The 22,298-nt window shown below is 42.1% G+C and carries 30 protein-coding genes; 15 read left to right on the top strand and 15 right to left on the bottom strand.

All coding sequences use genetic code 11. The features are described from left to right. Nucleotides 1-16: 16 nt before the first annotated feature. The 3 genes from K6984_RS09025 to moaA are packed head-to-tail and all read right to left on the bottom strand — an operon-like array spanning nt 17 to nt 2,241. A complete protein-coding gene (locus K6984_RS09025; protein WP_338024476.1) occupies nt 17-841 on the bottom strand; it encodes an AlbA family DNA-binding domain-containing protein in 825 nt (274 codons plus the stop codon). Nucleotides 842-849: 8 nt separating this feature from the next. Then, a complete protein-coding gene (locus tag K6984_RS09020) occupies nt 850-1,233 on the bottom strand; it encodes a rhodanese-like domain-containing protein (protein WP_221895228.1) in 384 nt (127 codons plus the stop codon). Then, nucleotides 1,234-2,241 (bottom strand): GTP 3',8-cyclase MoaA, encoded by a 1,008-nt coding sequence (gene moaA / locus K6984_RS09015; RefSeq protein ID WP_221895227.1) that lies wholly within the window; start codon nt 2,239-2,241, stop codon nt 1,234-1,236. Between the two features lie 299 nt (nt 2,242-2,540). Here moaA and K6984_RS09010 point away from each other — a divergent pair, with 299 nt between their 5' ends. The 3 genes from K6984_RS09010 (at nt 2,541) to lnt (ending at nt 5,904) form a co-directional block, all read left to right on the top strand. Further along, the gene (locus K6984_RS09010; protein ID WP_221895226.1) at nt 2,541-3,527 is read left to right on the top strand and encodes an ABC transporter substrate-binding protein; all 987 of its coding nucleotides are present in this window, start codon (nt 2,541-2,543) and stop codon (nt 3,525-3,527) included. 114 nt (nt 3,528-3,641) lie between these two features. Further along, nucleotides 3,642-4,310, top strand: a complete 669-nt coding sequence (locus tag K6984_RS09005) for a transposase (protein WP_221895225.1) — start codon at nt 3,642-3,644, stop codon at nt 4,308-4,310. Between the two features lie 37 nt (nt 4,311-4,347). After that, nucleotides 4,348-5,904 (top strand): apolipoprotein N-acyltransferase, encoded by a 1,557-nt coding sequence (gene lnt / locus K6984_RS09000; RefSeq protein ID WP_221895224.1) that lies wholly within the window; start codon nt 4,348-4,350, stop codon nt 5,902-5,904. Nucleotides 5,905-5,912: 8 nt separating this feature from the next. Here lnt and K6984_RS08995 read toward each other — a convergent pair whose 3' ends face one another. Then, entirely contained in the window at nt 5,913-6,455 is a 543-nt protein-coding gene (locus tag K6984_RS08995) for a DUF2058 domain-containing protein (RefSeq protein ID WP_221895223.1), read from the bottom strand. Between the two features lie 73 nt (nt 6,456-6,528). On the opposite strand from K6984_RS08995, the gene lpxB reads away from it, so the two are divergent. After that, nucleotides 6,529-7,677 carry a lipid-A-disaccharide synthase gene (lpxB, locus tag K6984_RS08990; RefSeq protein WP_263458701.1) on the top strand — a complete coding sequence of 383 codons (1,149 nt, stop codon included), beginning with the start codon at nt 6,529-6,531 and terminating at the stop codon, nt 7,675-7,677. 73 nt (nt 7,678-7,750) lie between these two features. Here the strand turns inward: lpxB and K6984_RS08985 are convergent, their stop codons facing one another. Next, nucleotides 7,751-8,419, bottom strand: a complete 669-nt coding sequence (locus tag K6984_RS08985; RefSeq protein ID WP_221895222.1) for a Bax inhibitor-1/YccA family protein — start codon at nt 8,417-8,419, stop codon at nt 7,751-7,753. A gap of 91 nt (nt 8,420-8,510) precedes the next feature. Here K6984_RS08985 and K6984_RS08980 point away from each other — a divergent pair, with 91 nt between their 5' ends. From K6984_RS08980 to K6984_RS08960, 5 genes are all read left to right on the top strand, one after another. Further along, nucleotides 8,511-8,897, top strand: coding sequence for a group II truncated hemoglobin (locus K6984_RS08980; protein WP_221895221.1), 387 nt, complete (start codon nt 8,511-8,513; stop codon nt 8,895-8,897). A 57-nt stretch (nt 8,898-8,954) separates the two neighbouring features. Next, on the top strand, nt 8,955-9,257 hold the full coding sequence (locus K6984_RS08975) for a GIY-YIG nuclease family protein (RefSeq protein ID WP_221895220.1): 303 nt from the start codon (nt 8,955-8,957) through the stop codon (nt 9,255-9,257). Nucleotides 9,258-9,275: 18 nt separating this feature from the next. Next, nucleotides 9,276-9,446 carry a hypothetical protein gene (locus K6984_RS08970; protein ID WP_221893762.1) on the top strand — a complete coding sequence of 57 codons (171 nt, stop codon included), beginning with the start codon at nt 9,276-9,278 and terminating at the stop codon, nt 9,444-9,446. Nucleotides 9,447-9,790: 344 nt separating this feature from the next. Continuing rightward, on the top strand, nt 9,791-10,984 hold the full coding sequence (locus K6984_RS08965) for a transposase (protein ID WP_221895219.1): 1,194 nt from the start codon (nt 9,791-9,793) through the stop codon (nt 10,982-10,984). A 156-nt stretch (nt 10,985-11,140) separates the two neighbouring features. Then, nucleotides 11,141-11,491, top strand: a complete 351-nt coding sequence (locus K6984_RS08960) for a hypothetical protein (RefSeq protein WP_221895218.1) — start codon at nt 11,141-11,143, stop codon at nt 11,489-11,491. On the opposite strand, the gene K6984_RS08955 is transcribed toward K6984_RS08960, so the two are convergent. From K6984_RS08955 to K6984_RS08945, 3 genes are all read right to left on the bottom strand, one after another. After that, complete coding sequence (locus K6984_RS08955; RefSeq protein WP_221895217.1) at nt 11,488-12,015, bottom strand: DUF1097 domain-containing protein; 528 nt, start codon at nt 12,013-12,015, stop codon at nt 11,488-11,490. The genes K6984_RS08960 and K6984_RS08955 overlap by 4 nt on opposite strands. A gap of 212 nt (nt 12,016-12,227) precedes the next feature. Next, nucleotides 12,228-12,554 (bottom strand): hypothetical protein, encoded by a 327-nt coding sequence (locus K6984_RS08950; protein ID WP_221895216.1) that lies wholly within the window; start codon nt 12,552-12,554, stop codon nt 12,228-12,230. Nucleotides 12,555-12,781: 227 nt separating this feature from the next. Then, nucleotides 12,782-13,909 (bottom strand): NAD(P)/FAD-dependent oxidoreductase, encoded by a 1,128-nt coding sequence (locus K6984_RS08945; RefSeq protein ID WP_221895215.1) that lies wholly within the window; start codon nt 13,907-13,909, stop codon nt 12,782-12,784. 252 nt (nt 13,910-14,161) lie between these two features. Between K6984_RS08945 and K6984_RS08940 the strand changes: the two genes are divergently transcribed. The 3 genes from K6984_RS08940 to K6984_RS08930 all read left to right on the top strand — a co-directional run bounded on the left by K6984_RS08940 (nt 14,162) and on the right by K6984_RS08930 (nt 15,904). Further along, nucleotides 14,162-14,503 carry a DUF2782 domain-containing protein gene (locus tag K6984_RS08940; protein ID WP_221895214.1) on the top strand — a complete coding sequence of 114 codons (342 nt, stop codon included), beginning with the start codon at nt 14,162-14,164 and terminating at the stop codon, nt 14,501-14,503. Nucleotides 14,504-14,507: 4 nt separating this feature from the next. Continuing rightward, a complete protein-coding gene (locus K6984_RS08935) occupies nt 14,508-15,440 on the top strand; it encodes a homoserine kinase (protein WP_221895213.1) in 933 nt (310 codons plus the stop codon). An 80-nt stretch (nt 15,441-15,520) separates the two neighbouring features. Beyond that, entirely contained in the window at nt 15,521-15,904 is a 384-nt protein-coding gene (locus K6984_RS08930; protein WP_221895212.1) for a hypothetical protein, read from the top strand. A gap of 89 nt (nt 15,905-15,993) precedes the next feature. Here the strand turns inward: K6984_RS08930 and bluB are convergent, their stop codons facing one another. The 5 genes from bluB to K6984_RS08910 all read right to left on the bottom strand — a co-directional run bounded on the left by bluB (nt 15,994) and on the right by K6984_RS08910 (nt 18,719). After that, entirely contained in the window at nt 15,994-16,638 is a 645-nt protein-coding gene (gene bluB, locus K6984_RS08925) for a 5,6-dimethylbenzimidazole synthase (protein ID WP_221895211.1), read from the bottom strand. Continuing rightward, nucleotides 16,631-17,419, bottom strand: a complete 789-nt coding sequence (locus tag K6984_RS08920; RefSeq protein ID WP_221895210.1) for an adenosylcobinamide-GDP ribazoletransferase — start codon at nt 17,417-17,419, stop codon at nt 16,631-16,633. The genes bluB and K6984_RS08920 overlap by 8 nt, the downstream gene beginning before the upstream one ends. 235 nt (nt 17,420-17,654) lie before the next feature. Further along, nucleotides 17,655-18,074 (bottom strand): NINE protein, encoded by a 420-nt coding sequence (locus tag K6984_RS08915; protein WP_221895209.1) that lies wholly within the window; start codon nt 18,072-18,074, stop codon nt 17,655-17,657. 305 nt (nt 18,075-18,379) lie between these two features. Then, nucleotides 18,380-18,502, bottom strand: a complete 123-nt coding sequence (locus K6984_RS32965) for a hypothetical protein (RefSeq protein ID WP_263458648.1) — start codon at nt 18,500-18,502, stop codon at nt 18,380-18,382. Further along, nucleotides 18,486-18,719 (bottom strand): hypothetical protein, encoded by a 234-nt coding sequence (locus K6984_RS08910; protein WP_221895208.1) that lies wholly within the window; start codon nt 18,717-18,719, stop codon nt 18,486-18,488. Before K6984_RS08910 ends, K6984_RS32965 begins: the two co-directional genes overlap by 17 nt. Before the next feature lie 66 nt (nt 18,720-18,785). On the opposite strand from K6984_RS08910, the gene K6984_RS30800 reads away from it, so the two are divergent. Together K6984_RS30800 and K6984_RS08905 are read left to right on the top strand one after the other, a co-directional pair. After that, complete coding sequence (locus K6984_RS30800; RefSeq protein ID WP_230987886.1) at nt 18,786-18,998, top strand: hypothetical protein; 213 nt, start codon at nt 18,786-18,788, stop codon at nt 18,996-18,998. Continuing rightward, entirely contained in the window at nt 18,974-19,822 is an 849-nt protein-coding gene (locus K6984_RS08905) for a transposase (RefSeq protein WP_230987989.1), read from the top strand. The genes K6984_RS30800 and K6984_RS08905 overlap by 25 nt, the downstream gene beginning before the upstream one ends. On the opposite strand, the gene K6984_RS08900 is transcribed toward K6984_RS08905, so the two are convergent. Continuing rightward, on the bottom strand, nt 19,732-20,181 hold the full coding sequence (locus K6984_RS08900; protein ID WP_221895207.1) for a hypothetical protein: 450 nt from the start codon (nt 20,179-20,181) through the stop codon (nt 19,732-19,734). The genes K6984_RS08905 and K6984_RS08900 overlap by 91 nt on opposite strands. Before the next feature lie 596 nt (nt 20,182-20,777). Here K6984_RS08900 and K6984_RS08895 point away from each other — a divergent pair. Beyond that, a complete protein-coding gene (locus tag K6984_RS08895; protein WP_221895206.1) occupies nt 20,778-21,332 on the top strand; it encodes a hypothetical protein in 555 nt (184 codons plus the stop codon). A gap of 111 nt (nt 21,333-21,443) precedes the next feature. Here the strand turns inward: K6984_RS08895 and K6984_RS08890 are convergent, their stop codons facing one another. Continuing rightward, a complete protein-coding gene (locus K6984_RS08890) occupies nt 21,444-21,692 on the bottom strand; it encodes a hypothetical protein (protein ID WP_221895205.1) in 249 nt (82 codons plus the stop codon). Nucleotides 21,693-22,298: the final 606 nt, after the last annotated feature.

The raw sequence follows: 22,298 nt of genomic DNA, 5'->3' as shown, positions 1-22,298 counted from the left end.
GAAATGAATTACCGGTCTAGCGGCTCCAGCGATGGGCAATAAACTCAACCGCTTCCTGAATATTCAAATCGCGCGTCCCGCCCCCTGTGCGTAAGTAAAATTTTGGCGTATTGCCCTGATTTAAAAATACCGGGCGCGGTGATGCTAATACTATTAAGCGGCATACATGCTTGCCGTCTACTACATGAAATAGCACTTTGACATACTGGCAAAGATCGGCGCCTAACTGAGTAGAAATAGCCGTTATAAGAGTCTGCTCGTAACCATCCTGGTCCTGGCGTTTTATGGATTTATAGTCTTTATCCAGACCAAGGATTTTGCCGCTATCTGACACACCGATTAAAAGTGTACCACCCAGCGAGCTATTTAAATATCCAGCCAGAGTTTTTAATACAGCGGTTTCCAGGGCGCGATTGACCCTGTCTTGCTCTAAATCCCAGCGAAATGAAGACTTAAACTCAAGCAATGGGCCTTCGCCTTGCTGGATCAGTGGGTGTAAGTCCACCGATAATTCACGACTTAAGCGGCCAATTCTTTGTAAGCGCCAGTGCAATAATTCATAAATAAAGGCGATAACCAGGCCAAATACTGCGCCTAGCTGACCAAGAAATAAAGTTTTACCAGGGGTGCCACCCATTAATGATGTTTTAAGCTGGCTGTAAACATAAGTCAGCGCAGTATTTATTTGTACCTGTAAATCTTCGCTAGTGCCTTCATTTTCATAAAAGAAAATAAAGTCATAAATAGGGTAGAAGATAAATATTCCGGTTAATCCACCAATTAGTGCAGCAAAAAAATAGAGTTTAAAGCGTTGCTGCCAGAGCGCCAGTATCAATAACAAAAAACGTCTCATTTAGTTTCCATCGGTAAGCCTGCTCTGCGCCATGCTGTCATATGACCTTGTACATAACGTATGTTCTTGAATCCAGCCATAGAGTAGGCCAGTTTAGCTATTCCTGCACGCGGTCCGTGTTCGCAATAAAGAAAAATGGCTTCCTGTTTATCTTTGTTATTTAGGGCATCTGTGGTGAATGACTGCCAGAAAGAAATATGCTGAGCCTGGGGTATATGACCAGCGTTATACTCTACACTAGAACGAACGTCGATAATGATGGGATGGTTTTGTTCCGAATTCAGGATAGAAAGCAACTCGGCTTGTTTGATATGGGTATCACTAGAGGTGCTACATGCCTGTAAAAAAATGCTGAGTAAGCTTAATATGAAAACTTTCATTTATCCTCCTGTGCTATTCATGTGGCGCATGATAATCGGTTGCTCGTCTAGATTGAACTCATGTTTTTCCGGTTTTATATCCATCGCATCAATCAGCACCTGTTTAATATGCTCAGTATCACCGGGGTGGCTGCGCAACTCTGCTTTTAAGTCTATTGAATGTTCATTGCCCAGGCAAAGCAATAAGCGGCCTTCGGCCGTCAGGCGTACACGGTTGCAGGTGCTGCAAAAATTATGACTATGTGGGGAGATAAAGCCGACTTTTGTTGTAGTACCCTGAATTTGATAATAATCAGAAGGCCCTGCCGTGGTTTCGGCTATTTTTTCCAGCGTAAACCGGGTGGCTAATTCTTCGCGAATCTGATCGCTGGAATAATAAGCCTCGGCGCGATTATGTGAACTAATAACTCCCAATGGCATTTCTTCGATAAAGCTAATATCGATTCCCGAGTCCAGTGCAAATTGAACTAGGTCTATGACTTCATCATGGTTGCGGTTTTTTAAGATAACAGCATTAATCTTTATGCGCTTAAAGCCCGTAGCTATAGCTGTGCGTATGCCTTTAAGTACAGTATCCAGATCGCCGCTACGGGTTAATTCTTTAAACTTGACGGCATCCAGAGTATCCAGGCTGATATTTAGCCGCGATACCTGTGCCTGCTTTAATTGCTCGGCATATTCAGCAAGGTTTGAGCCGTTAGTCGTCATGACTAACTCTTCTAGCAAAGGCAAGTTACCAATTTTTTGCATCAAATCCAGTACATTGCGGCGAATAAGTGGCTCTCCGCCGGTAATTCTTATTTTTGTAACCCCAAGCTCGCTAAAGCACATGGCAAGGTTATAAATTTCTTCCAGACTCAGGATTTGCTCGCGCGGCAGAAAAGTCATCTCTTCAGACATGCAGTATACACAGCGGAAATCACAGCGGTCGGTAATTGAAATACGCACGTAATCCACGCTTCTGCCGAAACGGTCAACTAATTGTTTTGCTTGTTTGGGGTGACGCATTACTTTAGTGTGTGCAGATAAGGCTATAATAGAATACTAATTTTATCATTTATTGCAGTGAATTTTCTAAACTGAAGTTTCCCAATTATTGAGTAGCTGAAATACACAATGCTGGTGTATCGAGGTTTATTTTAGGTGGTTTTGCCATGTTTATAGCAAACCCCTACTTAATTCCCCTTAGGCAATAGCATTCGAAACGAATGAAAAGACTGTTTTTTTCATATAGTTGTAGCATAGTTTCAATTTTACCATAAATAATTATTGGGAAACTTCAGTTTTCTAAACAATCTTTTTAAATTATGAGCATAACAAAGAAAATTATTTATATTTGCATATTACTCAGTAGTCAGTCTGTGTTAGCGGGCGAGAAAACCTTGATTCGTCTGGGAGTATTGGCGTTTGGCACGGTTAACTGGGAACTAAGGGCCATGCAGCAAGCAGGAATAATGGAGACTGAAAATTATCGCCTGCAAGTGCTAAAAATGGCTAACCCGCAGGCGGGGAAAATAGCATTGCAATCGGGAGCTGTGGATATGATTGTTGCAGACTGGATCTGGGTTTCGCTAATGCGTACGCAAGGAAAAGACTATACTTTTTACCCCTATTCAAATTCCACGGGGGCGCTGGTCGTTGCCGAAAATAGCGCAATAAAACAGCTACAGGATTTAAAAAATAAAAAACTGGCAATAGCTGGTGGAGCGCTGGATAAAAACAGCCTATTATTACAGGCCTTAATGCAAAAGCAGGGGCAGGGCGAAGTCTTTGCCAGTACCGAAAAAATTTATGGAGCGCCGCCTTTATTAAGCCAGCAAATGCAGCATCATCGTATAGACGCTTTACTAACCTATTGGCATTATGCCGCACGCATGCAAGCCGAAGGCTATAAAGTGCTAATGACCGGCACAGATATTCTACAGGGATTAGGGGTGCAGGTCAGTGTGCCCAGCATAGGTTACGTGTTTAACCGCGCCTGGGCGAATAAAAATAAACCTGCAGTGCTGGCTTTTCTGGCAAACACCCGACAGATGAAAAATACCTTATGTGCGGATGATATTGCCTGGCAAGGCATAAGCACACTAATACACGCAAAAACTGCGCAAGTAAGCCAGTTATTACGCCAGCAATTTTGTGCCGGACGAGTTCTCAGTTGGGGAGATGCTCAGCATCAGGCTGCTGAAAAGATATATCAGTATTTAAGAAAAGCAAGCACACAGCGCTTAACAGGAAATGCAGAATCTATTCAAGTTGGTACTTTCTGGTTAGAGGGAGAAGGTCTTCAGAAGTAAAGATGCTAGTATTCGGTGCCATATTTGACTGAGGAATAAAGCTATTTTATTAATATTAAAGGTATTAAAGGGGACGCTACCCTTTAATTTTCATTTAGCGTATAATTCATCACAATGCCAAGATTAGCTAGAACTGTATTTCCTGATGTCCCTCATCATATTACCCAGCGGGGTAATCGGCGTGAAGACGTTTTCTTTACTGATGAGGATCGACAACTTTATTTAGAGTGGTTGTTATTTTATAGCCAAAAACATAATGTTGATGTGCTGGCTTATTGCCTGATGACGAATCATGTTCATCTTGTTTTAACGCCCCATTCGGAGGATGGCTTACAAAAAGTCTTAAAACCGCTTCATATGCGTTATTCTCAGTATGTTAATAAGATTAAAGGCTGGAGAGGTCATTTGTGGCAGGGACGGTTTTTTTCTTCACCTTTAGATGATGCTTATACCTGGTCTACGATTCGTTATGTTGAGCGAAATCCTGTACAGGCAGGAATGGTTGAACAGGCGGAAAAATATTATTGGTCAAGTGCTGCAGCACATTGTGGGCTAAAGAGTGATAAGTTACTTACTCAACTTGATGTCATGAATGGGGTTTCACAAGAGACTTGGTCTGAGTGGTTGGCATTGCCGGAAAGACAAAGTACAGCGGATATTATTCGCAGAAATGTGGAGAAAGGGTTACCTTGTGGCAATGACAATTTTATCTCTAGGCTTGAGCTGTTAGCAAAACGCTCTCTTCGCTACAAGCCGCAGGGGAGACCTGTCAATAAAGGGTAACGTCCCCTTTAGAAATGCCTCTTAATATTTATATGCAATGAGAATAAATTTAACAAACAGCTGGTTACTACCTGTATTATCAGGCATATTTATCGGCACCAGTTATATCCCTTTTCCGCCCTGGGCTGCAGTTTTTGGTTTTATTCCATTATGGATGTTCTGGGAACAGCAAACGCGGCTGAAAAATGTCATTCTGGGCGGTATTCTAAGCACTTTTGTTTTTACCATAATCGGATTTAACTGGGTGACGCATTTATTACATGAATATGCGCAAGCACCCTGGTTTGTTGCTGTCTTGGGTATGCTTTTATTCGCCTTGTTTGCACACCTTTTTGTACCGCTAGCCGGGGCGTTGTGGTTTGTAGGGCGAAAACATAATTTCTATACCGGCTGGCAATCTATTCTGGCTATGGCCTTATTAACGGCTCTATCATTGTGGGCGTTGCCCATGCTGTTTAAATGGAATTTCGGCTACTCTTGGTATGGAGCTAAAATCCCTGTATATCACTTGGCTGAATATATCGGCTTTAGTGGTCTCAGCATGCTAACGATATTAGCCAATGTGCCACTTTATTTCGCCTGGCAGAAAAGGCAGGATAGAAAAGGGCGCGTAATTCTGATTCGTGTTGTTATCGTTTTCCTTGGCTTGAACGCGTTTGGCTTAAGTACAAAGGCCTGGCTACCCAAGCCGGATGCTTCCTTTAATACCCTGTTAGTGCAGGCGAATATCGGTAATGCTGAGAAGATGGCAGCTGAATTTGGGCGTGGATTTTATGAGCAAATAATCAATAAATATCAGCAAGTCACGGATAAAGGCTTACAGGAGCATGTGAGTGTTGATATCGATTTTATCATGTGGTCAGAGACTGCTTTTCCATCATTGTTAAACGGTGAATATCAGCAGACTTACTATGCACAGCAATTAATACAATATATTAACAAGCGGCAAGTCGCATTATTGACAGGTGCTTATGCGAAAGACCCCGAGACTGGCTTGATTACTAATTCTTTATTTGTGCTAGATAAAAAAGGCCAGGTGGAATCAAGGTATTACAGTAAAACTATCTTGCTGGCATTTGGTGAGTATATTCCTGGGGAAGAGCAATTTCCGATATTTCGTGAATGGTTGCCTATGGTCGGGCACTTTGGTCGTGGTCAAGGGCCTACTCAATTACTTAGCTTAGAGGATTATAAAATAGGAGCGCAAATCTGTTATGAGAGTCTTTATCCGGATTTTTCTAAGGCATTAGCCGATTTAGGCGCGCAGTTTATAGTTAATGTCACTAATGATTCCTGGTATGGTACCTGGCAAGAGCCGTATCAGCATATGTATATGACCCTGGGACGCGCGGTAGAAACCCGCAGGCCGTTAGTGCGCGTGACCAATACCGGAATTTCTACAGTCGTGCTTGCATCAGGCGAGATTTTGCAGCAATCGCCTATGTATCAAGAGTGGGCAGGGTTATATAGCGTGCCATACATAAGCCAGCCTAAAACGACTTTTTATCAACGTAATTTTGCTTTAATGCCGAGCCTGCTATTGGGCATCTTATTGTTACTACTGCTTAATGGCTACCGCTTGAGTGAGAAATAAACTAATGTTTACCACATTAAATCATCGGGAATCTGGAAATCAGCATAGGGATCATCTGCTGCAACTTCATCTTCGGTTTTGTCATTGAGTACCAGAATATAACTAGCATCGCGCTGTTTGATTTTCTCGGCCACTTGAGCGGGAACCAGTTCATAATTAGTGTCGTACTTAACAATGGCCAATTTTCCGTTACTGATGTTTTTTAATGTGGTCGTATTGACATAAATTGTCTTGACCGCATTATTATCCGAGAAATTATAGGCTACACCGTCCTCATCTTTAGCTTGAATATTGAGTTTAATGAGTTGCTTGATCTGCGCAATAATGGCTTTTTTATCGGCTTGTGCTTTTTTCTGCTGATTTAACTCGCGGTCTTTTGCCTGCTTTTCAGCTAAAGTTTTTTGCGCAAGAAGGACGGCTTCTTCTGTTTGTTCGGTTTTGCTATTGCGTTGTTGCTTTGATTGTTTATACTTTTCTTTTTTTACCTGATTTGCTTTATTTTTCTTGATAAGACCAGCGTTTAAAAGTTGGTCTTGCAGCGAGATTGCCATACTTATTGCCTTTAGATTTCGGGATAGGTTGAAGCATATTTTATATTTAAATAGTGCTGGAGTCATACCTTATATGAATCATTTACCCAAGAAAGTTATGTTGGTGTCTGGAGAGTCCTCCGGTGACCAGCATGGCGCGAATTTATTTCTTGAATTAAAAAAACGTTGTTCGGAAGTGCAAGGCATAGGTATGGGGGGCAAAAAGATGGTTGCAGCCGGGATAGAGATACGTTATGACTCATCCAGGATTGGTGTAATCGGAGTGATCGAAGTGATTAAGCGCTATGCCGAGATCAAGCGAGCCTTAAAAGCTATGCAGGAATTATTGCTAGAGCAGCAACCTGATTTGCTGATCTGTATTGATTACAAGGAATTTAACTTTAAATTAGCAGGCTTTGCCAGAAAAAATGGTATAAAAGTGCTGTTTTATGTCAGTCCGCAAATTTGGGCCTGGCGGCCTGGGCGAGTAGTTAAATATGGCAAAGTTATTGATATGATGGCAGTAATATTTCCGTTTGAGGTGCCTTTCTATGAAAATGAAAATGTGCCTGTCCGTTATGTCGGACATCCCTCGGTGGACACAGCCCATGCTAAACACAGTAGAGAGGATGACTTTAAGGCATACGGTCTTGATCGTGACAAACCGGTGGTGGGAATTTTGCCAGGCAGTCGCTCCGATGAAATCAACCGTATGCTACCGGTTATGCTGCAGGCTGCTGAACTGATACAAAAAACTATTCCGGGAGTGCAGTTTGTTTTGCCACAGGCTGATTCGGTAACAGATGAATTATTACAGGCGTCTTTTCAGCATTCGGGCATTCAGGTAAAGGCCATTAAAAGCCAGTTTCATGACACGGTGCAATGTTGTGATGCAGTGATGACGGTTTCAGGCACTGCGGCACTGGAAATTGCCTTGCTACAGATCCCGATGTTGGTGGCTTATAAATTATCGACCATTACTTATTTGTTAGCAAAAATATTAGTTGATACCGAGTTTATAGGTTTGCCTAATATTATTGCCGGAAAGTCAGTGGTAAAAGAGTTTATCCAGTATCAGGCAACGCCGGAAAACCTGGCGCAGGAAATACTACTGCTTTTACAAGACCCGCAATACGCGCAGACAGTACGTGAAGGTTTGCAAACAGTGAAAATAAAAATAGGTAAGGGTGGAGGCTCTGAGAATATGGCAGAGCTAGCGTTGGAAATGCTGCAGGAATCGTAAGCTAGAGTGCTCTTTGCCAGATATAAAAAAGCCCGGACGAACCGGGCTTTAAAGCAGTTGTAAAAACTAAAGCTTAGTCATTACCGCCAAATACACCTAATAATTGCAACAAACTTAGGAACAAGTTGTAAATAGAAACGTATAAGGAAATGGTTGCAAGTATATAGTTGGTTTCGCCGCCATGAATGATTTCACTGGCCTGGTATAAAATCATGCCGGACATTAACAAGATAAACATACCGGAAACAGCTAAAGACATGGCTGGAATAGAGAATACCATGGCGCCGATACCTGCAAGAAATGCAACTAAAATACCCACCATTAAGAATCCGCCTAAAAAGCTGAAATCCTTACGGGTAGTTAGCGCATAGCCAGATAGCGCGATAAAAATAACACCTGTACCGCCTAATGCAGTCATGACCAGCTCATGGCCATTAGAGTATGCATTCAGGTACATATTAATAATAGGTCCAAGAGTCAGGCCCATAAAGCCGGTTAAGGAAAAAATAAATACCAGGCCTAAAGCACTATTGCTAAATTTTGTGGTCGCAAAAAGTAAACCAAAATAGCCCACCATAGATACTACAATGCCTAATGGGGGCATATTAAGCATCATGGCCAGGCCTGCTGTGACGGCGCTGAAAAGTAAAGTTAAAGAAAGTAGCATGTAGGTGTTTCTTAAAACTTTATTAGTTGCCAATGTACTTGCACTGGCGGGTGTAGCAGCAACATTTAGTCTCATAGTAGTATAGCCATTGTGATAAAAGAAGAAGATCTGTAATCTTACAAGATTTTTAATATTAAACAATCAATTTACACGAAATTAGAAACTGATGACAGAACAACAGACTCCATATCTATTAATGGGTGGTGAAAAAGCGATTTTAAGTCTAGTAGAGCGGTTTTACTTTTATATGGATACCTTGCCTGAGGCAAAAGAACTCAGGGCTATCCACGCGCCTGATCTATCTGTAGCTAAAGACAAGCTGTATAAATTTTTATTTGGCTGGCTGGGTGGTCCGGATTTATTTATTCAGCAATACGGGCATCCACGTTTAAGGCAGCGCCATTTCCCGTTTAAAGTAGACCAGCATGTACGGGATCAGTGGGTGCTTTGTATGCATAAAGCCTTATACGAAATAGCGATGCCGGATGAACTAAGAAAAAATATAAAACAGGCAATAGACGATTTGGCGACCCATTTGATCAATACTGAGTAGTGCATGATCTTGATAGACAGGTATTAATTATTTGGAAATTAACTTTAGGAGGGCTCATTGAAACAAGCCACAACAATAAAATTATTCCTGGTTCATGGTAGTGCGAATGGACTAAGAACGGCAGAGTTATCCAACTGGTCAGGCAAGGCTATTGCAGCACCACGAACCGAGATTCCAGAATTATTAAAGAGAGAGGAGCTAGGTAGACCGGGTATTTACTTTTTAACTGGAGTGGATCCAGATACAGATGATAAGGCAATTTATATAGGTGAAGCTGAAGATGTATCCAAAAGGCTAAAACTCGATGTTCAAGTTTTTGATATTGAGAAGGTAAAATCAGGTATTCTGAGGTTGTTGTAATTTTATCGGTGTAAGCCCATGTTAATGAATGCCCCAGCCACCTTTATCCAAAGCTATATTGACGATTTAAATGATGCGCTCAATCAGCTAAAACCCGGAGCCGCTTGGTTGGGCACTTGTTTAACGGGCATACTGCTAATGAACTCTGTTTGCTGGGCTAACCCATCTTCGTCACTTTCATCTTTCTAAGCCATTGATTCATCGGTTTAAGCGATTTTTTGTCGAAAAATTCTCTTTAAAATCAATGGTGTTTTTTTTGAAAGTTTTGTAGTGCCATTTATATTATTTTTGTCGATAAATTCATTGACTTTTGTCAAAAAAATCATCATTATTTGAGTGTAATTTACATGCGACAAAAATACTCTAAAAAATCCAACGTTTTATACAAAAACACAAAATCTGTAGTGCCAACTGGCTACTTTTTAAAATTTCAACCAATTGATTTATAACAACTACATCATCAATAGTGACGAAGATGGGCTAAGTTTGAGCGAGCAAGCCTTGGAGATTGCAAAGTAGCCGTATTATCCAGGGTGTTTCGTAAAGCAAGTATACCCTGGGACTGGTTGCTACGGGTGAGTGTGGTCTTAATTTTAAAACGTTATGGCATTACTGAAGGTGTGTTGGCCTTTGATGAATCAGACCGAGCACGATCTAAGTCTACAAAACGTATTTATAAAGTTTACAAGCAGAAACACAAAGGCTCCGGCGGGTATGTTAATGGACAAACGATAGTATTATTGCTGCTAGTTACCTCATCCATTACAGTGCCTGTCGGTTTTTTCTTTTATATGCCGGATCCAGCCTTAAAGCAGTGGGATAAAGAAGATAAACGGTTGAAAAAGAGCGGTATAGCAAAAAAAGATCGGCCTATTAAGCCTGAACGTGACAGTGCCTACCCGACCAAAACAGAGATTGCATTAGGCTTATTAAAAGAGTTTAAAGTTGCGCATAGCCTGATTAAAATTAAAGGCGTACTGGCTGATGCGCTGTATGGTGAAAAAGCCTTTATGGACGAAGCCGCTAAAGAATCTGGAGGCTCGCAGGTGATTAGCCAATTACGTAAAAACCAAAAAATTGAATATAGAGGTAGAATAAGGTCAGTCGAGAGCTACTTTAATTCGATTAACAAAGGCATTGATCAGATAATACGTGTACGTGGCGGCAAAGAGATTAAAGTGACTGTCAGCAGTGCACGATTGAAGGTGAGTTCTCACAGTAAAAAACGCTTTGTCATTGCCTTAAAATATGAGGGTGAAAACGACTATCGCTATTTAGTGGCGACAGACCTGACTTGGCGCACACAAGATATTATTCAAGCCTATACGTTGAGATGGCTGATTGAGGTTTTCTTTGAGGACTGGAAGCTTTATGAAGGATGGGGGCGTGAGGCCAAACAATTAGATGAAGAGGGATCAAGCCGTGGCCTGATTCTGAGTCTTTTGTTTGACCATTGCCTTCTCCTTCACCCAGAGCAAATAGCCCGCATTGAAAGCAAACTACCTGCGTATACCGTAGGAAGCTTACAGCGCAAGTCTCAAATGGATGTACTGCTTGAGTTCATCACGTCATTGCTAGAGTTTCCAGATCCTGGTGATAAGCTGAAAGAGTTAGGTGAATTAATAAAGGATGTGTTTCAACTGATGCCATCAGGAAAACATATGATTGGCAGAGATTTAGGGCGCTTAGAGCCAACACCATCATTAAAGTATTGTTCTGCTGGGTGAAGGTAAGAGTTTGATGGCAATGGGCTGGAAAAACTTGAACATCGAGTAAAAGGACATGTAAGTAAAGATTTCTGGAATGCTGCAACCGTTTTTGTTTCAAAAGATGAGAATCTGACTAAAGCACATATTCGCTATCTTGAGGGTAAGTTGATAGAAATGGCTTTAGATGTTGGCTCTGCAGTTGTTATGAATGCTGCGGCTAGTGGAGCTAGACTTCCTGAATCAGATGCCGCCGAAATGGATGTTTATCTGCAAAAATGCCTCCAGTTACTGCCTGTATTGGGTATTTCTGAATTTACTAAACTATCGGAGGATAAGGATTCTGATGAAGAGCTTTTATATTGCAAAATAAAAGGTTTGACAGCGACTGGGAAAAGAACTACGAATGGTTTTGTGGTTTTTTCAGGCTCCCAGGCTGTTTTGGAACATAGAGAGTCAGCCAAAACAATTAGAACAAAGAGAGAGCAACTGATAAACAAGGGGTTACTTGAGCGTAAAGAAGATTAATCAGCAAGTGTGGTCAATTTTGCGCCTAGCTTTGCGGAAGCGATGCCTAAGCCTACGCCTAGAATAAGTGAGAAAGATATAACACAGATAGGGTTATCCCAGCCTAGATTAAGTAATACATCAGTAGATAGTTTATCCGGTGTTTGTAAAAGATAGCCAAAAGTTGCTGAATAGCCAAGTACACTAGCAGGAATTGCAGAAAGTGCTGGGATATTTGCAGCCAGGCACATTGCTATAACTGTGAAAGTGACGATAATTGCCGCCATCATTGGGAAACCAAGTAAAGTATCAGGTGAAATAGTGGCAATTTCATACGCTGCATAGGTTGCAACAACGACACCAAATACACTACACACAGCAGTATTTTTTGCGGCTTCATCGGTACCACCTAAAGCAAAATAAGCTGCCCAGGAAATGGTTGCTGCCCAGATAAAGAACACACCACTTAGAGGGCCGACCGCCAAAAATGTTGCGAGTCCTGCTAAAACGCCAATACTGACAGACAGGGCTGAAAGACCATTCATATTATTATCTCCACATTATTACCTCGGTTAATATAGTTAAGTTGCAGTGAGGCGAAACTGCAATATTAAAATAGCGACTAAACGATTAGGGTAGTCCCTGAAATCGAGTAGGCTATGCCCGCTGATTTAAGCATGTAAATTCAAAATACGCAATCGGATAATTACATTATGCATCGTAAAATCTGAAGTACTGCTTAGTATATAGGGCTGCACTAAAAATATTTATCCATCTGTTTAAATGACGGGTAAAAGTAAACGTATAAAAATAGGGTTCCGATGCCAACAGCACCAAGAATAATGCGGATTTGTTCGTCCAAGTCCTGTTCAAAAATAAACTCAAGAAAACAGGTAATGATTACAAGTTCTGTAATATAGCGAATATTGATATGCTGGTGCTTGGTATAGGAAACCAGCACCTTATAGGCTTTTACTATCACGATAAAAAATACCACCCAGTCCAGCATCTCGGCATCATGTTCTGCTATCCACATATTTCCACTAGCTATTCGTTGTGCAGTAACATATAGGTTACTGAGCATGTATAAAACCAGGCGTAACATGACTAGCGAAACCAGTTTATCGACCCACTGGGTGATTTTTTCAATAAAAAAATTCATGTGTTTTAGGTATGAAAAATAATATGCAAGAATGCACACGGAATAATTTCACTATCTGTAAATGGGGGCTTCGATTCTGGACTTATATATGCGGGGCTGAGGCCCCCGCTTCCAATAGTAGGGTACGGAATTCTTTGCGTATATTTCTTTTAATGTAATTTAATCCGCGAATAAAGCGTGCTTCTAAATAGACTCGAGAGCGTTAACAGGCTGGTTTTAAAATAACCAAATAGCGCGGCCTGATGCATGGTATACAGAGATAAATAAACCACCCGTGCAATAAAACCGCCTATAGTTACCGTGCCCATCAGGTTCCCCATGATATTTCCAACCGTGGTGTACTTGCCTAGTGATACTAGCGAACCATAATCACGATAGACATAGTCTATCGCAGGTTTGTCATGCATGCGGTTGACCAGGGTCTTATGCAGTGTCGATGCTTGTTGATGTGCAGCCTGGGCACGTGGTGGCACAGTTGTATCATGTCCGGGCCAGGGACAGGCAGCACAATCACCCAGTGCAAAAATATTGGCATCGCTAGTCTGCAAAGCTTGAGACACGACCAGTTGATTAATATGATTTATTTCCAGGCCATCAAGGTCTTTAAACCAGTCGGGTGCTTTAATTCCGGCAGCCCATATTTTTAAATCTGCAGAAATAATCTCACCGTCCTGGGTTTCAATGGTGTGGTCAGTAATTTTGACCACACGGCGACCTAATTTTATCTCTACTCCTAGCTTGACCAGTTGTTTTTGGGTCGCAGTTGATAAATTTTCGGGCAGGGCGGCGAGTAATCGAGGAGATGCTTCAATTAGGTGCTTTTGAAATTTAAATGCCTCGGACACTTTATCAAGAAACATACAGTGCTGCTCTACACCATCAATATTAAACGTGTTGCTGATACTGCCCACTGCCATCACTAGGGTGTCGTAATGAAAAGTGCGCTGTGGGATTAACTCTTCCCCTGCATCGTTAAGCGTCGGGCTAACAGTGATTTCCTGCTTTTCCCTATTTAACCCCCGCATTTTACCTAGGCTAAAATGGAAGTGATTGTGGTACGCCTGAGCCATATATTCTAGTTCTTCTGAAGCGTCCAGAGTACCTGCCGCTACTTCATGGAGTAGGGGTTTCCAGATATGTGTTTGGGATGCATCGAGTAAGACAATTTCAGCGATTCCCTGCTTGCCTAGTTTGTTGCCAAGGCTGGTTGCAAGTTCCAGGCCGGCTGCACCACCTCCGGCGATAAGGATTTTATGTAGAGGGGTTGTAGTGCTCATGAGGCTTTCCTATGGGGTATAGATGGTGTAGATACGATACCTTATTTACTTGAGCAGCACCTATTTTGGACACAGGAATTGATGCTCAAAGTTTTTTAAATCAGTTATTTAAAAATATAGCTTATGCATCATACCAACACAGTGCTGACTCGTTCTATTGGCAAAAGATTATTGCGTGATAAATTCCGCAGATAATGGCTTGTACAGGTATAATGTTAAGAATTATTTCCCCTTTCTTCAGGATAGCGTCTTATGCTTCGTTACCTCTTGTTTTGCTTATTCATTTTTTCCAGTGCAGTAAATGCCGAAGAAGAGCTGCCTGAAATAATCGACTCTCAAGAAGTGCCTGAGATGCCGTTACCTGTTCAGGATGGCGAGACGATGGAAGCGGATATTACCATCACTCGACGCGGTGAAAAAACCATACATGAATACCGTGTGAATGGTCAGTTATACAAAATCAAAGTAATCCCGGATATTGGGCCAGCCTATTATTATATTGATCCTGATGGCGATGGTGAGATGGAAGAGGTGAGTGAGAGTGACCTGGATGATTTAATAAAAATTAACCAGTGGACTATTTTTAGCTGGTAGATCATTGTCCGTTTATACCTCGCTCTGCCATGCTGAGATTGAATCAATTCTAAGCGCCTATCAACTTACTCCACTTATTCACTATAGCGGAATAAGCGCCGGAATAGAAAATACCAATTACTTATTACAGACTGCGCAAGGTGATTTCGTATTAACCCTATATGAACATCTTAAGGCTAGTGAAGTAATGCCGTATCTGGATTTACTGGTGCAATTAGGGCTACATGAAAGCTATTATCCAGCCCCACTTGCCGATACACGGCACGAATATTTACAAATAACAGCTGCAAAGCCAGCAGCACTATTTAAATGTTTACCCGGAAAATCTGTGCAGCAAGCAACACGTCATCAGTTGCAGTCAGTTGCAACAGCACTGGGACGATTTCATTTGCATAGTGCGCAGATGGCTTTTAGCAATAAAAACCCTAGAAATATTGCCTGGATACAAGATGTTGCAAAGCAGGTAAGCCCTTATCTGTCAGTGGAGGATGCTCAGTTACTGCAGGCTGAGCTGCAATATCAATTACAACACTCAATTCAGCATTTGCCGCGCGGCATCATTCATGCCGATTTATTTAAGGATAATGTACTATTTGTAGAAGAGCACTTAACCGGCATGCTGGATTTTTATGCGGCTTGTCATGATTGTTATTTGCTGGATATTGCCATTACCTTGAATGACTGGTGTGTTGATGCTCGCGGCTTATACGATCATCAGCGGCAGGTGGATTTTATATCGGCCTACCAGCAGCACAGAGTGATTACGTATGTAGAGCAAAAACTCCTGCCGGCACTCTTACGCCGGGCCTGTTTACGCTTCTGGCTGTCACGGGTAGAACATAAGCTTAATCCACGAGAAGGGGAGATAACCCAGGAAAAAGATCCACAATTTTTCAAAAATCTATTACTGCAACATCGGCAGTGTTATGCATATTAATAATAGCGCATATAGATGTTGGCAGCATGGTACAATCTTTACGCTTGAATTTTATAATAACTATAACTGGAGATGTTTTAATGAAACTGATGCAAACTTTAATTGTAGCCGTGACACTATTGTTCGCAGCTACTGCTAATGCCAAAATTGAACTGGAAGATAATTCAAAATTACTGGGTAAATGGAATCTTTATGCTGAAGCCGCATCTCTGCATAAAGAAAAAGTTGAGCTTTTTTCGGTTTGGGATTTTAGAAAAGATGGCATAATTCACACTGAATCTGAAGACCGTTTTGGACGCACAAAAACGCTAGTGATCGATTTGAAATACTCGGTTGAAAATGGCAATGTTATGAAACAAAAAAATCCAGGACGATCAAAAATGGATACTTGTTCAGTGGTGAAGATGGAAGGCAGAGAGATGATCATGAAATGCCCATTTGTTTACCTGTTTTTCAAAAGATAACAGAAAGTTTAAGGGGGCAGGTTGACGTAAGATGCCTGGAATAAATATTGGATGAATATTTGTTATCAGATATGCCTAAGACCTGTCCTCTAGGCTGACCAGTAATTCTCACTGATAAATTCTTCCAAGGTGCGGCCTTTAGCCCAGTTTTCCAGTTCCAGCATCGGCCTGGAATAAAACTCTTCGACATGGCCAAGACATAAAATCGCAATTGGCTGACTGCCTTCCGGCATTTTTAAAAGAGTAGTCAATTTTTGCGGATCAAACAAGGATACCCAGCCCATACCTAGTCCTTCAGCCCGGGCCGCTAACCAGATATTTTGAATCGCACAGGCAGTTGAGGCAATATCCATTTCAGGTAAGGTTCGCCGACCAAAAATATGTTGCTCACGCTGATCAGGCAGTGCAGCAATTAATAATTCGGCACACTCCAGAATCCCCTCAACTTTAAGCTGCATAAAATCACTCTCACGCTCGCCAAGCGCTTTTGCGGTGAGTCGTCGCTCCTGGTCTACTAATTGATGTATAGCATGGCGTAATGTGTTATCACTGATGCGGATAAAGCGCCAGGGTTGCATTAAGCCGACACTGCCGGCCTGGTGAGCTGCCTGTAATAATTTCGCCAGGATGTCAGCAGGTACCGCTTTATCAATAAAATGACGCATATCACGGCGCTCCGCAATGGCGCGATACACACCCGCTATTTCAGCATCAGAAAATTTATGTTTATCCATAAGCCAGCGCCAGGTTAATTAAAACAAGCGTTTCTACCAGTTCAACGCAGGCACCATACACATCCCCCGTTACGCCTTGTATACGTTGTATAGAAAGGTGTCGTATTCCGACGATCAGCATTAGCACTATAAGCAGAGAGTAGATATTTGTTAGCCAGAAATATATTAGTAATGACACGCACACTATTAACATGGCAGCAAATTTGGGCAGGTGTTTCTGCATAGCACAACCCAGCCCATTTTTTCGAACATAAGGCGTGCTGAGCATCAGCATCAAAATACTTAGCCGGCCTATAAAAGGCGCAAGTAAGAGAAACCCCAGTCCAGAATCAACACGCAGCAGGCTTTGAATTGCTGTCCATTTTAATAGCAAAATCAGCACCAGAATAATCACTGCGATCGGCCCGGCTGCCGGGTCTTTCATGATCTCTAGGCTGCGCTCCGGCTTGCCTAAGCCGCCCGCCCAGGCATCACTACAATCCGCCAGCCCGTCCAGATGCAGGCCGCCGGTTAAAAGTACCCAGGTAGATAAAATGATGCCAGCATTTAGAGCAAGCGATTGATCAGGTAATAGCTGGGAAAGCAATACTAGCATAGTACCAATCAATAATCCTACCAAAGGGTAAAATAGCACCGAGAGCCCGAGGCGCTGATCAGAAACAGTGAGCCCTATATTTAATGGAATACGCGTAAGAAACTGCACGGCAAGCGCAAAAGAAGTAAGTGCAGTAGCTATTTTCTTATGCAGTATTGTGGGGCTTTTAAATTGCGGGTTTAACATTAAAGAGGGTATCTATTCAAAGCTGCTGTACGAGCATGATGAAACTTAGGGAGATGGAAACACATATCATCCAAAACTGCTAGTCTTTTTGTCTGTCTTCTGCGTTGCGACAGTAGTTACATAGAGTGACTATGTGTCTGTTATTGCGCCTTGAAGACAAACAAAAATCCTGCACAATCTGGTATATTCTTTTTCAACAATCACCTTATTGAAAAATCGCCAGGTACGCTAAGGATTATTTTAAAGGTCGGCGCTGCGAATCGAGGTGTATTTTGCCTGCGTATATTAAAAAGCCATCAACCAGTGGCCAGATTATGCCTATGCCAACTGTAACCATGCAAAAAATAGTTTGCAGCACGGCCAGTTTATAAAATCCCAGATACCAGCGATGCCCGGCAAAAAAACCGGTTAAGGGGAAAAGTGCTAACAGCATTGCTGTGCGGCGTGACTTTACTGGTTCTCGATGATCCAGATAGTTACCGATCAGGGTAACCATAGTGGCAGTCTCACCTTCGGCTTCAAATAACACATCAGAGTCAATAATCGGTAATACAGGTTCACTCCAGTCATCAACGTGAAATTCGTAAAACTCCTCATCGCTTTTAATCACACCCGTTTGAGTGTCTTCATCGTAACTTTTAATTTTTCCAATCATGATATAAGCCTTTTAATAATATCCAGCAATTTTACTATACTTAAGCCTGAATAGCGGACTTTAGTCGGGTTTTTTTATCGTTTGTTTTGTAGTGAAGAAATATCAGTAGTGTTCAGTTTTTGTGGTTATGGGTTACCCATAATTTTCTAGTTATAGCTTCATGGCTTGTGTTGCTTACAAAATAAAACTTCCTATTACTCGATGTTCAAGTTTTTCCATCCCACTGCCATCAAACTCTTACCTTCACCCAGCAGAACAATACTTTAATGATGCTGTTGGCCCTAAGCGCCCTAAATCTCTGCCAATCATATGTTTTCCTGATGCATCAGTTGAAACACATCCTTTATTAATTCACCTAACTCTTTCAGCTTATCACCAGGATCTGGAAACTCTAGCAATGACGTGATGAACTCAAGCAGTACATCCATTTGAGACTTGCGCTTCTTTTTTTGCTATACCGCTCTTTTTCAACCGTTTATCTTCTTTATCCCACTGCTTTAAGGCTGGATCCGGCATATAAAAGAAAAAACCGACAGGCACTGTAATGGATGAGGTAACTAGCAGCAATAATACTATCGTTTGTCCATTAACATACCCGCCGGAGCCTTTGTGTTTCTGCTTGTAAACCTTATACTCGATGTTCAAGTTTTTGATATTGAGAAGGTAAAATCAGGTATTCTGAGGTTGTTGTAATTTTATCGGTGTAAGCCCATGTTAATGAATGCCCCAGCCACCTTTATCCAAAGCTATATTGACGATTTAAATGATGCGCTCAATCAGCTAAAACCCGGAGCGGCTTTGACACGTATTCAAGCCGCTTGGTTGGGCGCTTGTTTAACGTGCATACTGCTAATGAACTCTGTTTGCTGGGCTAAGTTTGAGCGAGCAAGCCTTGGAGATTGCAAAGTAGCCGCATTATCCTAGCAAGTATACCCTGGGACTGGTTGCTACGGGTGAGTGTGGTCTTAATTTTAAAACGTTATGGCATTACTGAAGGTGTGTTGGCCTTTGATGAATCAGACCGAGCACGATCTAAGTCTACAAAACGTATTTATAAGGTTTACAAGCAGAAACACAAAGGCTCCGGCGGGTATGTTAATGGACAAACGATAGTATTATTGCTGCTAGTTACCTCATCCATTACAGTGCCTGTCGGTTTTTTCTTTTATATGCCGGATCCAGCCTTAAAGCAGTGGGATAAAGAAGATAAACGGTTGAAAAAGAGCGGTATAGCAAAAAAAGATCGGCCTATTAAGCCTGAACGTGACAGTGCCTACCCGACCAAAACAGAGATTGCATTAGGCTTATTAAAAGAGTTTAAAGTTGCGCATAGCCTGATTAAAATTAAAGGCGTACTGGCTGATGCGCTGTATGGTGAAAAAGCCTTTATGGACGAAGCCGCTAAAGAATCTGGAGGCTCGCAGGTGATTAGCCAATTACGTAAAAACCAAAATATTGAATATAGAGGTAGAATAAGGTCAGTCGAGAGCTACTTTAATTCGATTAACAAAGGCATTGATCAGACTGCGTATACCGTAGGAAGCTTACAGCGCAAGTCTCAAATGGATGTACTGCTTGAGTTCATCACGTCATTGCTAGAGTTTCCAGATCCTGGTGATAAGCTGAAAGAGTTAGGTGAATTAATAAAGGATGTGTTTCAACTGATGCCATCAGGAAAACATATGATTGGCAGAGATTTAGGGCGCTTAGGGCCAACAGCATCATTAAAGTATTGTTCTGCTGGGTGAAGGTAAGAGTTTGATGGCAATGGGATGGAAAAACTTGAACATCGAGTTTTAGTGTTATTGAATGTCTTTTCAATCGTCCATCGCTTGAAATACAGCATGGCAATGGTTCCAGGGTTAATAGTCATTGGCAAGGTTGTCACAAACCGGTGAAGTTTTCCGGTTTCTGGATCACGGTAATCCACCACGTTAAATTTGATGCCCTTGTTTTCGTACACACTGTATGCTTCCGCTGTCAGCCCCGGACGGGCTGATAGTCTCCAGAAGGCGCAGGGAAATTTGCCAATCCGAAGTGCGCGATAGCGCGCGAGGGAGGCTAAAATTTTATCCCGAATAGCCGTAGAGCCATTTGAGGTAGCCATGACTGAGCTGCTTTGTGCTCAGTCTGTGGCGGACGCAGGGCGGCTGGAGCATCTCCTATTCGCTGCGTAGGTGAACGAATTACGGCGACAGGAGTCCCGGAATTTCGTGAGGTAGCATGGCGCGCCTGAACCCCTGTATTGATCTCATGGCGGGAGTCAAAAGGGATAGACTCAACCAGAGTCGCAATTGAATTTTCTTTTACTCGATGTTCAAGTTTTCAGCTATAACTGGGCTAAGAAAAGTAAATTTTTCCGGCTTTGTTTTATAAGTGATTGATTTACAATGATGTTGATGCTTTCTTTGTCAGTAAAATTATCAATAAAATCAATCGGTTAAAAAACTTGAACATCGAGTATTAAATGTATCAGTGTTCCCATTGAAAGAAGAAGTACCTAAACAAAGCAGCCTATAACCTACCTGAAGGTAGCACCACTCGAATATTTCCATCTTTTTGATTTTAATCACTTATAACAGCAAATAGACACTCTGTAGGCACCGTAAAAAAACAACAAATAATTTCAAATAAAGCTTGCAATTGCCGAAAGAATTTTTCTAAAAATTTCCGTTTTAATCACCTCATAAACGGATATCACCCATGCTTAAAGACCTACCGCTCTCTGAACATATTCACCAACACTGCAATGAAAGTATGGAACGTGCCCTGTTAGCAGAGCGTCATCCTTTGTGGGCTCGTTCATGCCCAGAGCTGAAGGATATCGACTTTATTCGCCTTGGGTTATTACGCTGTATCAGTGTAGTCGATAGTGGTCGCCATTTCCTCCAAACCAATGAACAGATTTATGGCCAGCTGCTTCCCCACTCAACGTATTTTAAATCACTGAAGTCGCATAGACGAACAAGTATGCTTGAGGCATTTGAACAGCAGAGCTATCATCTTCACGCTGAAACACTGCTATCGCAAGGCATTGATTATCTTAAACTCGATGTTCAAGTTTTTCCATCCCATTGCCATCAAACTCTTACCTTCACCCAGCAGAACAATACTTTAATGATGCTGTTGGCCCTAAGCGCCCTAAATCTCTGCCAATCATATGTTTTCCTGATGGCATCAGTTGAAACACATCCTTTATTAATTCACCTAACTCTTTCAGCTTATCACCAGGATCTGGAAACTCTAGCAATGACGTGATGAACTCAAGCAGTACATCCATTTGAGACTTGCGCTGTAAGCTTCCTACGGTATACGCAGGTAGTTTGCTTGTAACTACTCAGCGTACGCTTAAAATCAGGGAAACGGAGCCTAAGCGGAGTGATGATTTTTAGTCTCTGGTAGGCGACAGGGCAATTCGCTGATCCGAAGTGCGCTAGTAGCGCGCGAGGGAGGCAAGAATTGCATTCCGAATAGCCGTCCAGCCATCGCTGTCAGCCCCGGACGGGCTGATAGTCTCCAGAAGGCGCAGGGAAATTTGCCAATCCGAAGTGCGCGATAGCGCGCGAGGGAGGCTAAAATTTTATCCCGAATAGCCGTAGAGCCATTTGAGGTAGCCATGACTGAGCTGCTTTGTGCTCAGTCTGTGGCGGACGCAGGGCGGCTGGAGCATCTCCTATTCGCTGCGTAGGTGAACGAATTACGGCGACAGGAGTCCCGGAATTTCGTGAGGTAGCATGGCGCGCCTGTTGAGGTAGACTTAACTGAGCAGGGTTTTGTGCGTAGTTGAGTAGTTGAGACGGACGCAGGGCGACCAGGGCATCTCCCATTCGCTGCGTAGGCGAATGAATGTTGGTGACAGGAGTCCCAGAATGTTGTGAGGTAGCATGGCGCGCCTGAATAATTAAAAAAGTTCTTGACACTCGATGTTCAAGTTTTTTAACTGATTGATTTTATTGATAATTTTACTGACAAAGAAAGCATCAACATCATTGTAAATCAATCACTTATAAAACAAAGTCGTAAAAATTTACTTTTCTTAGCCCAGTTATAGCTGAAAACTTGAACATCGAGTGACAGGGTTTTAGTCTGGTTTTTGTGATTTTTAGTAAACTGCCCAACAGTCGATTAATCCACGCTTTATTGCTTCTATCGCTATAGTCATCACAAAATGTCCCCTTAAACATCTACGACCTCGAAGAGCTTTTTTATTCGCCTTACAATCGC

This window comes from Bathymodiolus japonicus methanotrophic gill symbiont, from assembly GCF_019721995.1.
In the GTDB taxonomy this organism is placed as follows: Bacteria; Pseudomonadota; Gammaproteobacteria; order Methylococcales; family Methylomonadaceae; genus Methyloprofundus.
Note: the sequence above shows the minus strand (reverse complement) of the source record. Positions and strands in the feature narration are given on the sequence as shown.

Bases quoted from the DNA above. Each gene is read 5' to 3' on its own strand.
- K6984_RS08980 (WP_221895221.1), top strand. From the start codon at position 8,511: ATGACAGAACAACAGACTCCATATCTATTAATGGGTGGTGAAAAAGCG.
- K6984_RS09010 (WP_221895226.1), top strand. From the start codon at position 2,541: ATGAGCATAACAAAGAAAATTATTTATATTTGCATATTACTCAGTAGT.
- K6984_RS08945 (WP_221895215.1), bottom strand. From the start codon at position 13,909: ATGAGCACTACAACCCCTCTACATAAAATCCTTATCGCCGGAGGTGGT.
- K6984_RS08950 (WP_221895216.1), bottom strand. From the start codon at position 12,554: ATGCTCAGTAACCTATATGTTACTGCACAACGAATAGCTAGTGGAAAT.
- moaA (WP_221895227.1), bottom strand. From the start codon at position 2,241: ATGCGTCACCCCAAACAAGCAAAACAATTAGTTGACCGTTTCGGCAGA.
- lnt (WP_221895224.1), top strand. From the start codon at position 4,348: ATGAGAATAAATTTAACAAACAGCTGGTTACTACCTGTATTATCAGGC.
- K6984_RS09005 (WP_221895225.1), top strand. From the start codon at position 3,642: ATGCCAAGATTAGCTAGAACTGTATTTCCTGATGTCCCTCATCATATT.
- bluB (WP_221895211.1), bottom strand. From the start codon at position 16,638: ATGGATAAACATAAATTTTCTGATGCTGAAATAGCGGGTGTGTATCGC.
- K6984_RS08920 (WP_221895210.1), bottom strand. From the start codon at position 17,419: ATGTTAAACCCGCAATTTAAAAGCCCCACAATACTGCATAAGAAAATA.
- lpxB (WP_263458701.1), top strand. From the start codon at position 6,529: ATGAATCATTTACCCAAGAAAGTTATGTTGGTGTCTGGAGAGTCCTCC.
- K6984_RS08995 (WP_221895223.1), bottom strand. From the start codon at position 6,455: ATGGCAATCTCGCTGCAAGACCAACTTTTAAACGCTGGTCTTATCAAG.
- K6984_RS08955 (WP_221895217.1), bottom strand. From the start codon at position 12,015: ATGAATGGTCTTTCAGCCCTGTCTGTCAGTATTGGCGTTTTAGCAGGA.
- K6984_RS30800 (WP_230987886.1), top strand. From the start codon at position 18,786: ATGTTAATGAATGCCCCAGCCACCTTTATCCAAAGCTATATTGACGAT.
- K6984_RS08985 (WP_221895222.1), bottom strand. From the start codon at position 8,419: ATGAGACTAAATGTTGCTGCTACACCCGCCAGTGCAAGTACATTGGCA.
- K6984_RS08930 (WP_221895212.1), top strand. From the start codon at position 15,521: ATGAAACTGATGCAAACTTTAATTGTAGCCGTGACACTATTGTTCGCA.
- K6984_RS08895 (WP_221895206.1), top strand. From the start codon at position 20,778: ATGCTTAAAGACCTACCGCTCTCTGAACATATTCACCAACACTGCAAT.
- K6984_RS09020 (WP_221895228.1), bottom strand. From the start codon at position 1,233: ATGAAAGTTTTCATATTAAGCTTACTCAGCATTTTTTTACAGGCATGT.
- K6984_RS32965 (WP_263458648.1), bottom strand. From the start codon at position 18,502: ATGGATGTACTGCTTGAGTTCATCACGTCATTGCTAGAGTTTCCAGAT.
- K6984_RS08970 (WP_221893762.1), top strand. From the start codon at position 9,276: ATGTTAATGAATGCCCCAGCCACCTTTATCCAAAGCTATATTGACGAT.
- K6984_RS08940 (WP_221895214.1), top strand. From the start codon at position 14,162: ATGCTTCGTTACCTCTTGTTTTGCTTATTCATTTTTTCCAGTGCAGTA.
- K6984_RS08915 (WP_221895209.1), bottom strand. From the start codon at position 18,074: ATGATTGGAAAAATTAAAAGTTACGATGAAGACACTCAAACGGGTGTG.
- K6984_RS08900 (WP_221895207.1), bottom strand. From the start codon at position 20,181: ATGGCTACCTCAAATGGCTCTACGGCTATTCGGGATAAAATTTTAGCC.
- K6984_RS08890 (WP_221895205.1), bottom strand. From the start codon at position 21,692: ATGGCTACCTCAAATGGCTCTACGGCTATTCGGGATAAAATTTTAGCC.
- K6984_RS08960 (WP_221895218.1), top strand. From the start codon at position 11,141: ATGGCTTTAGATGTTGGCTCTGCAGTTGTTATGAATGCTGCGGCTAGT.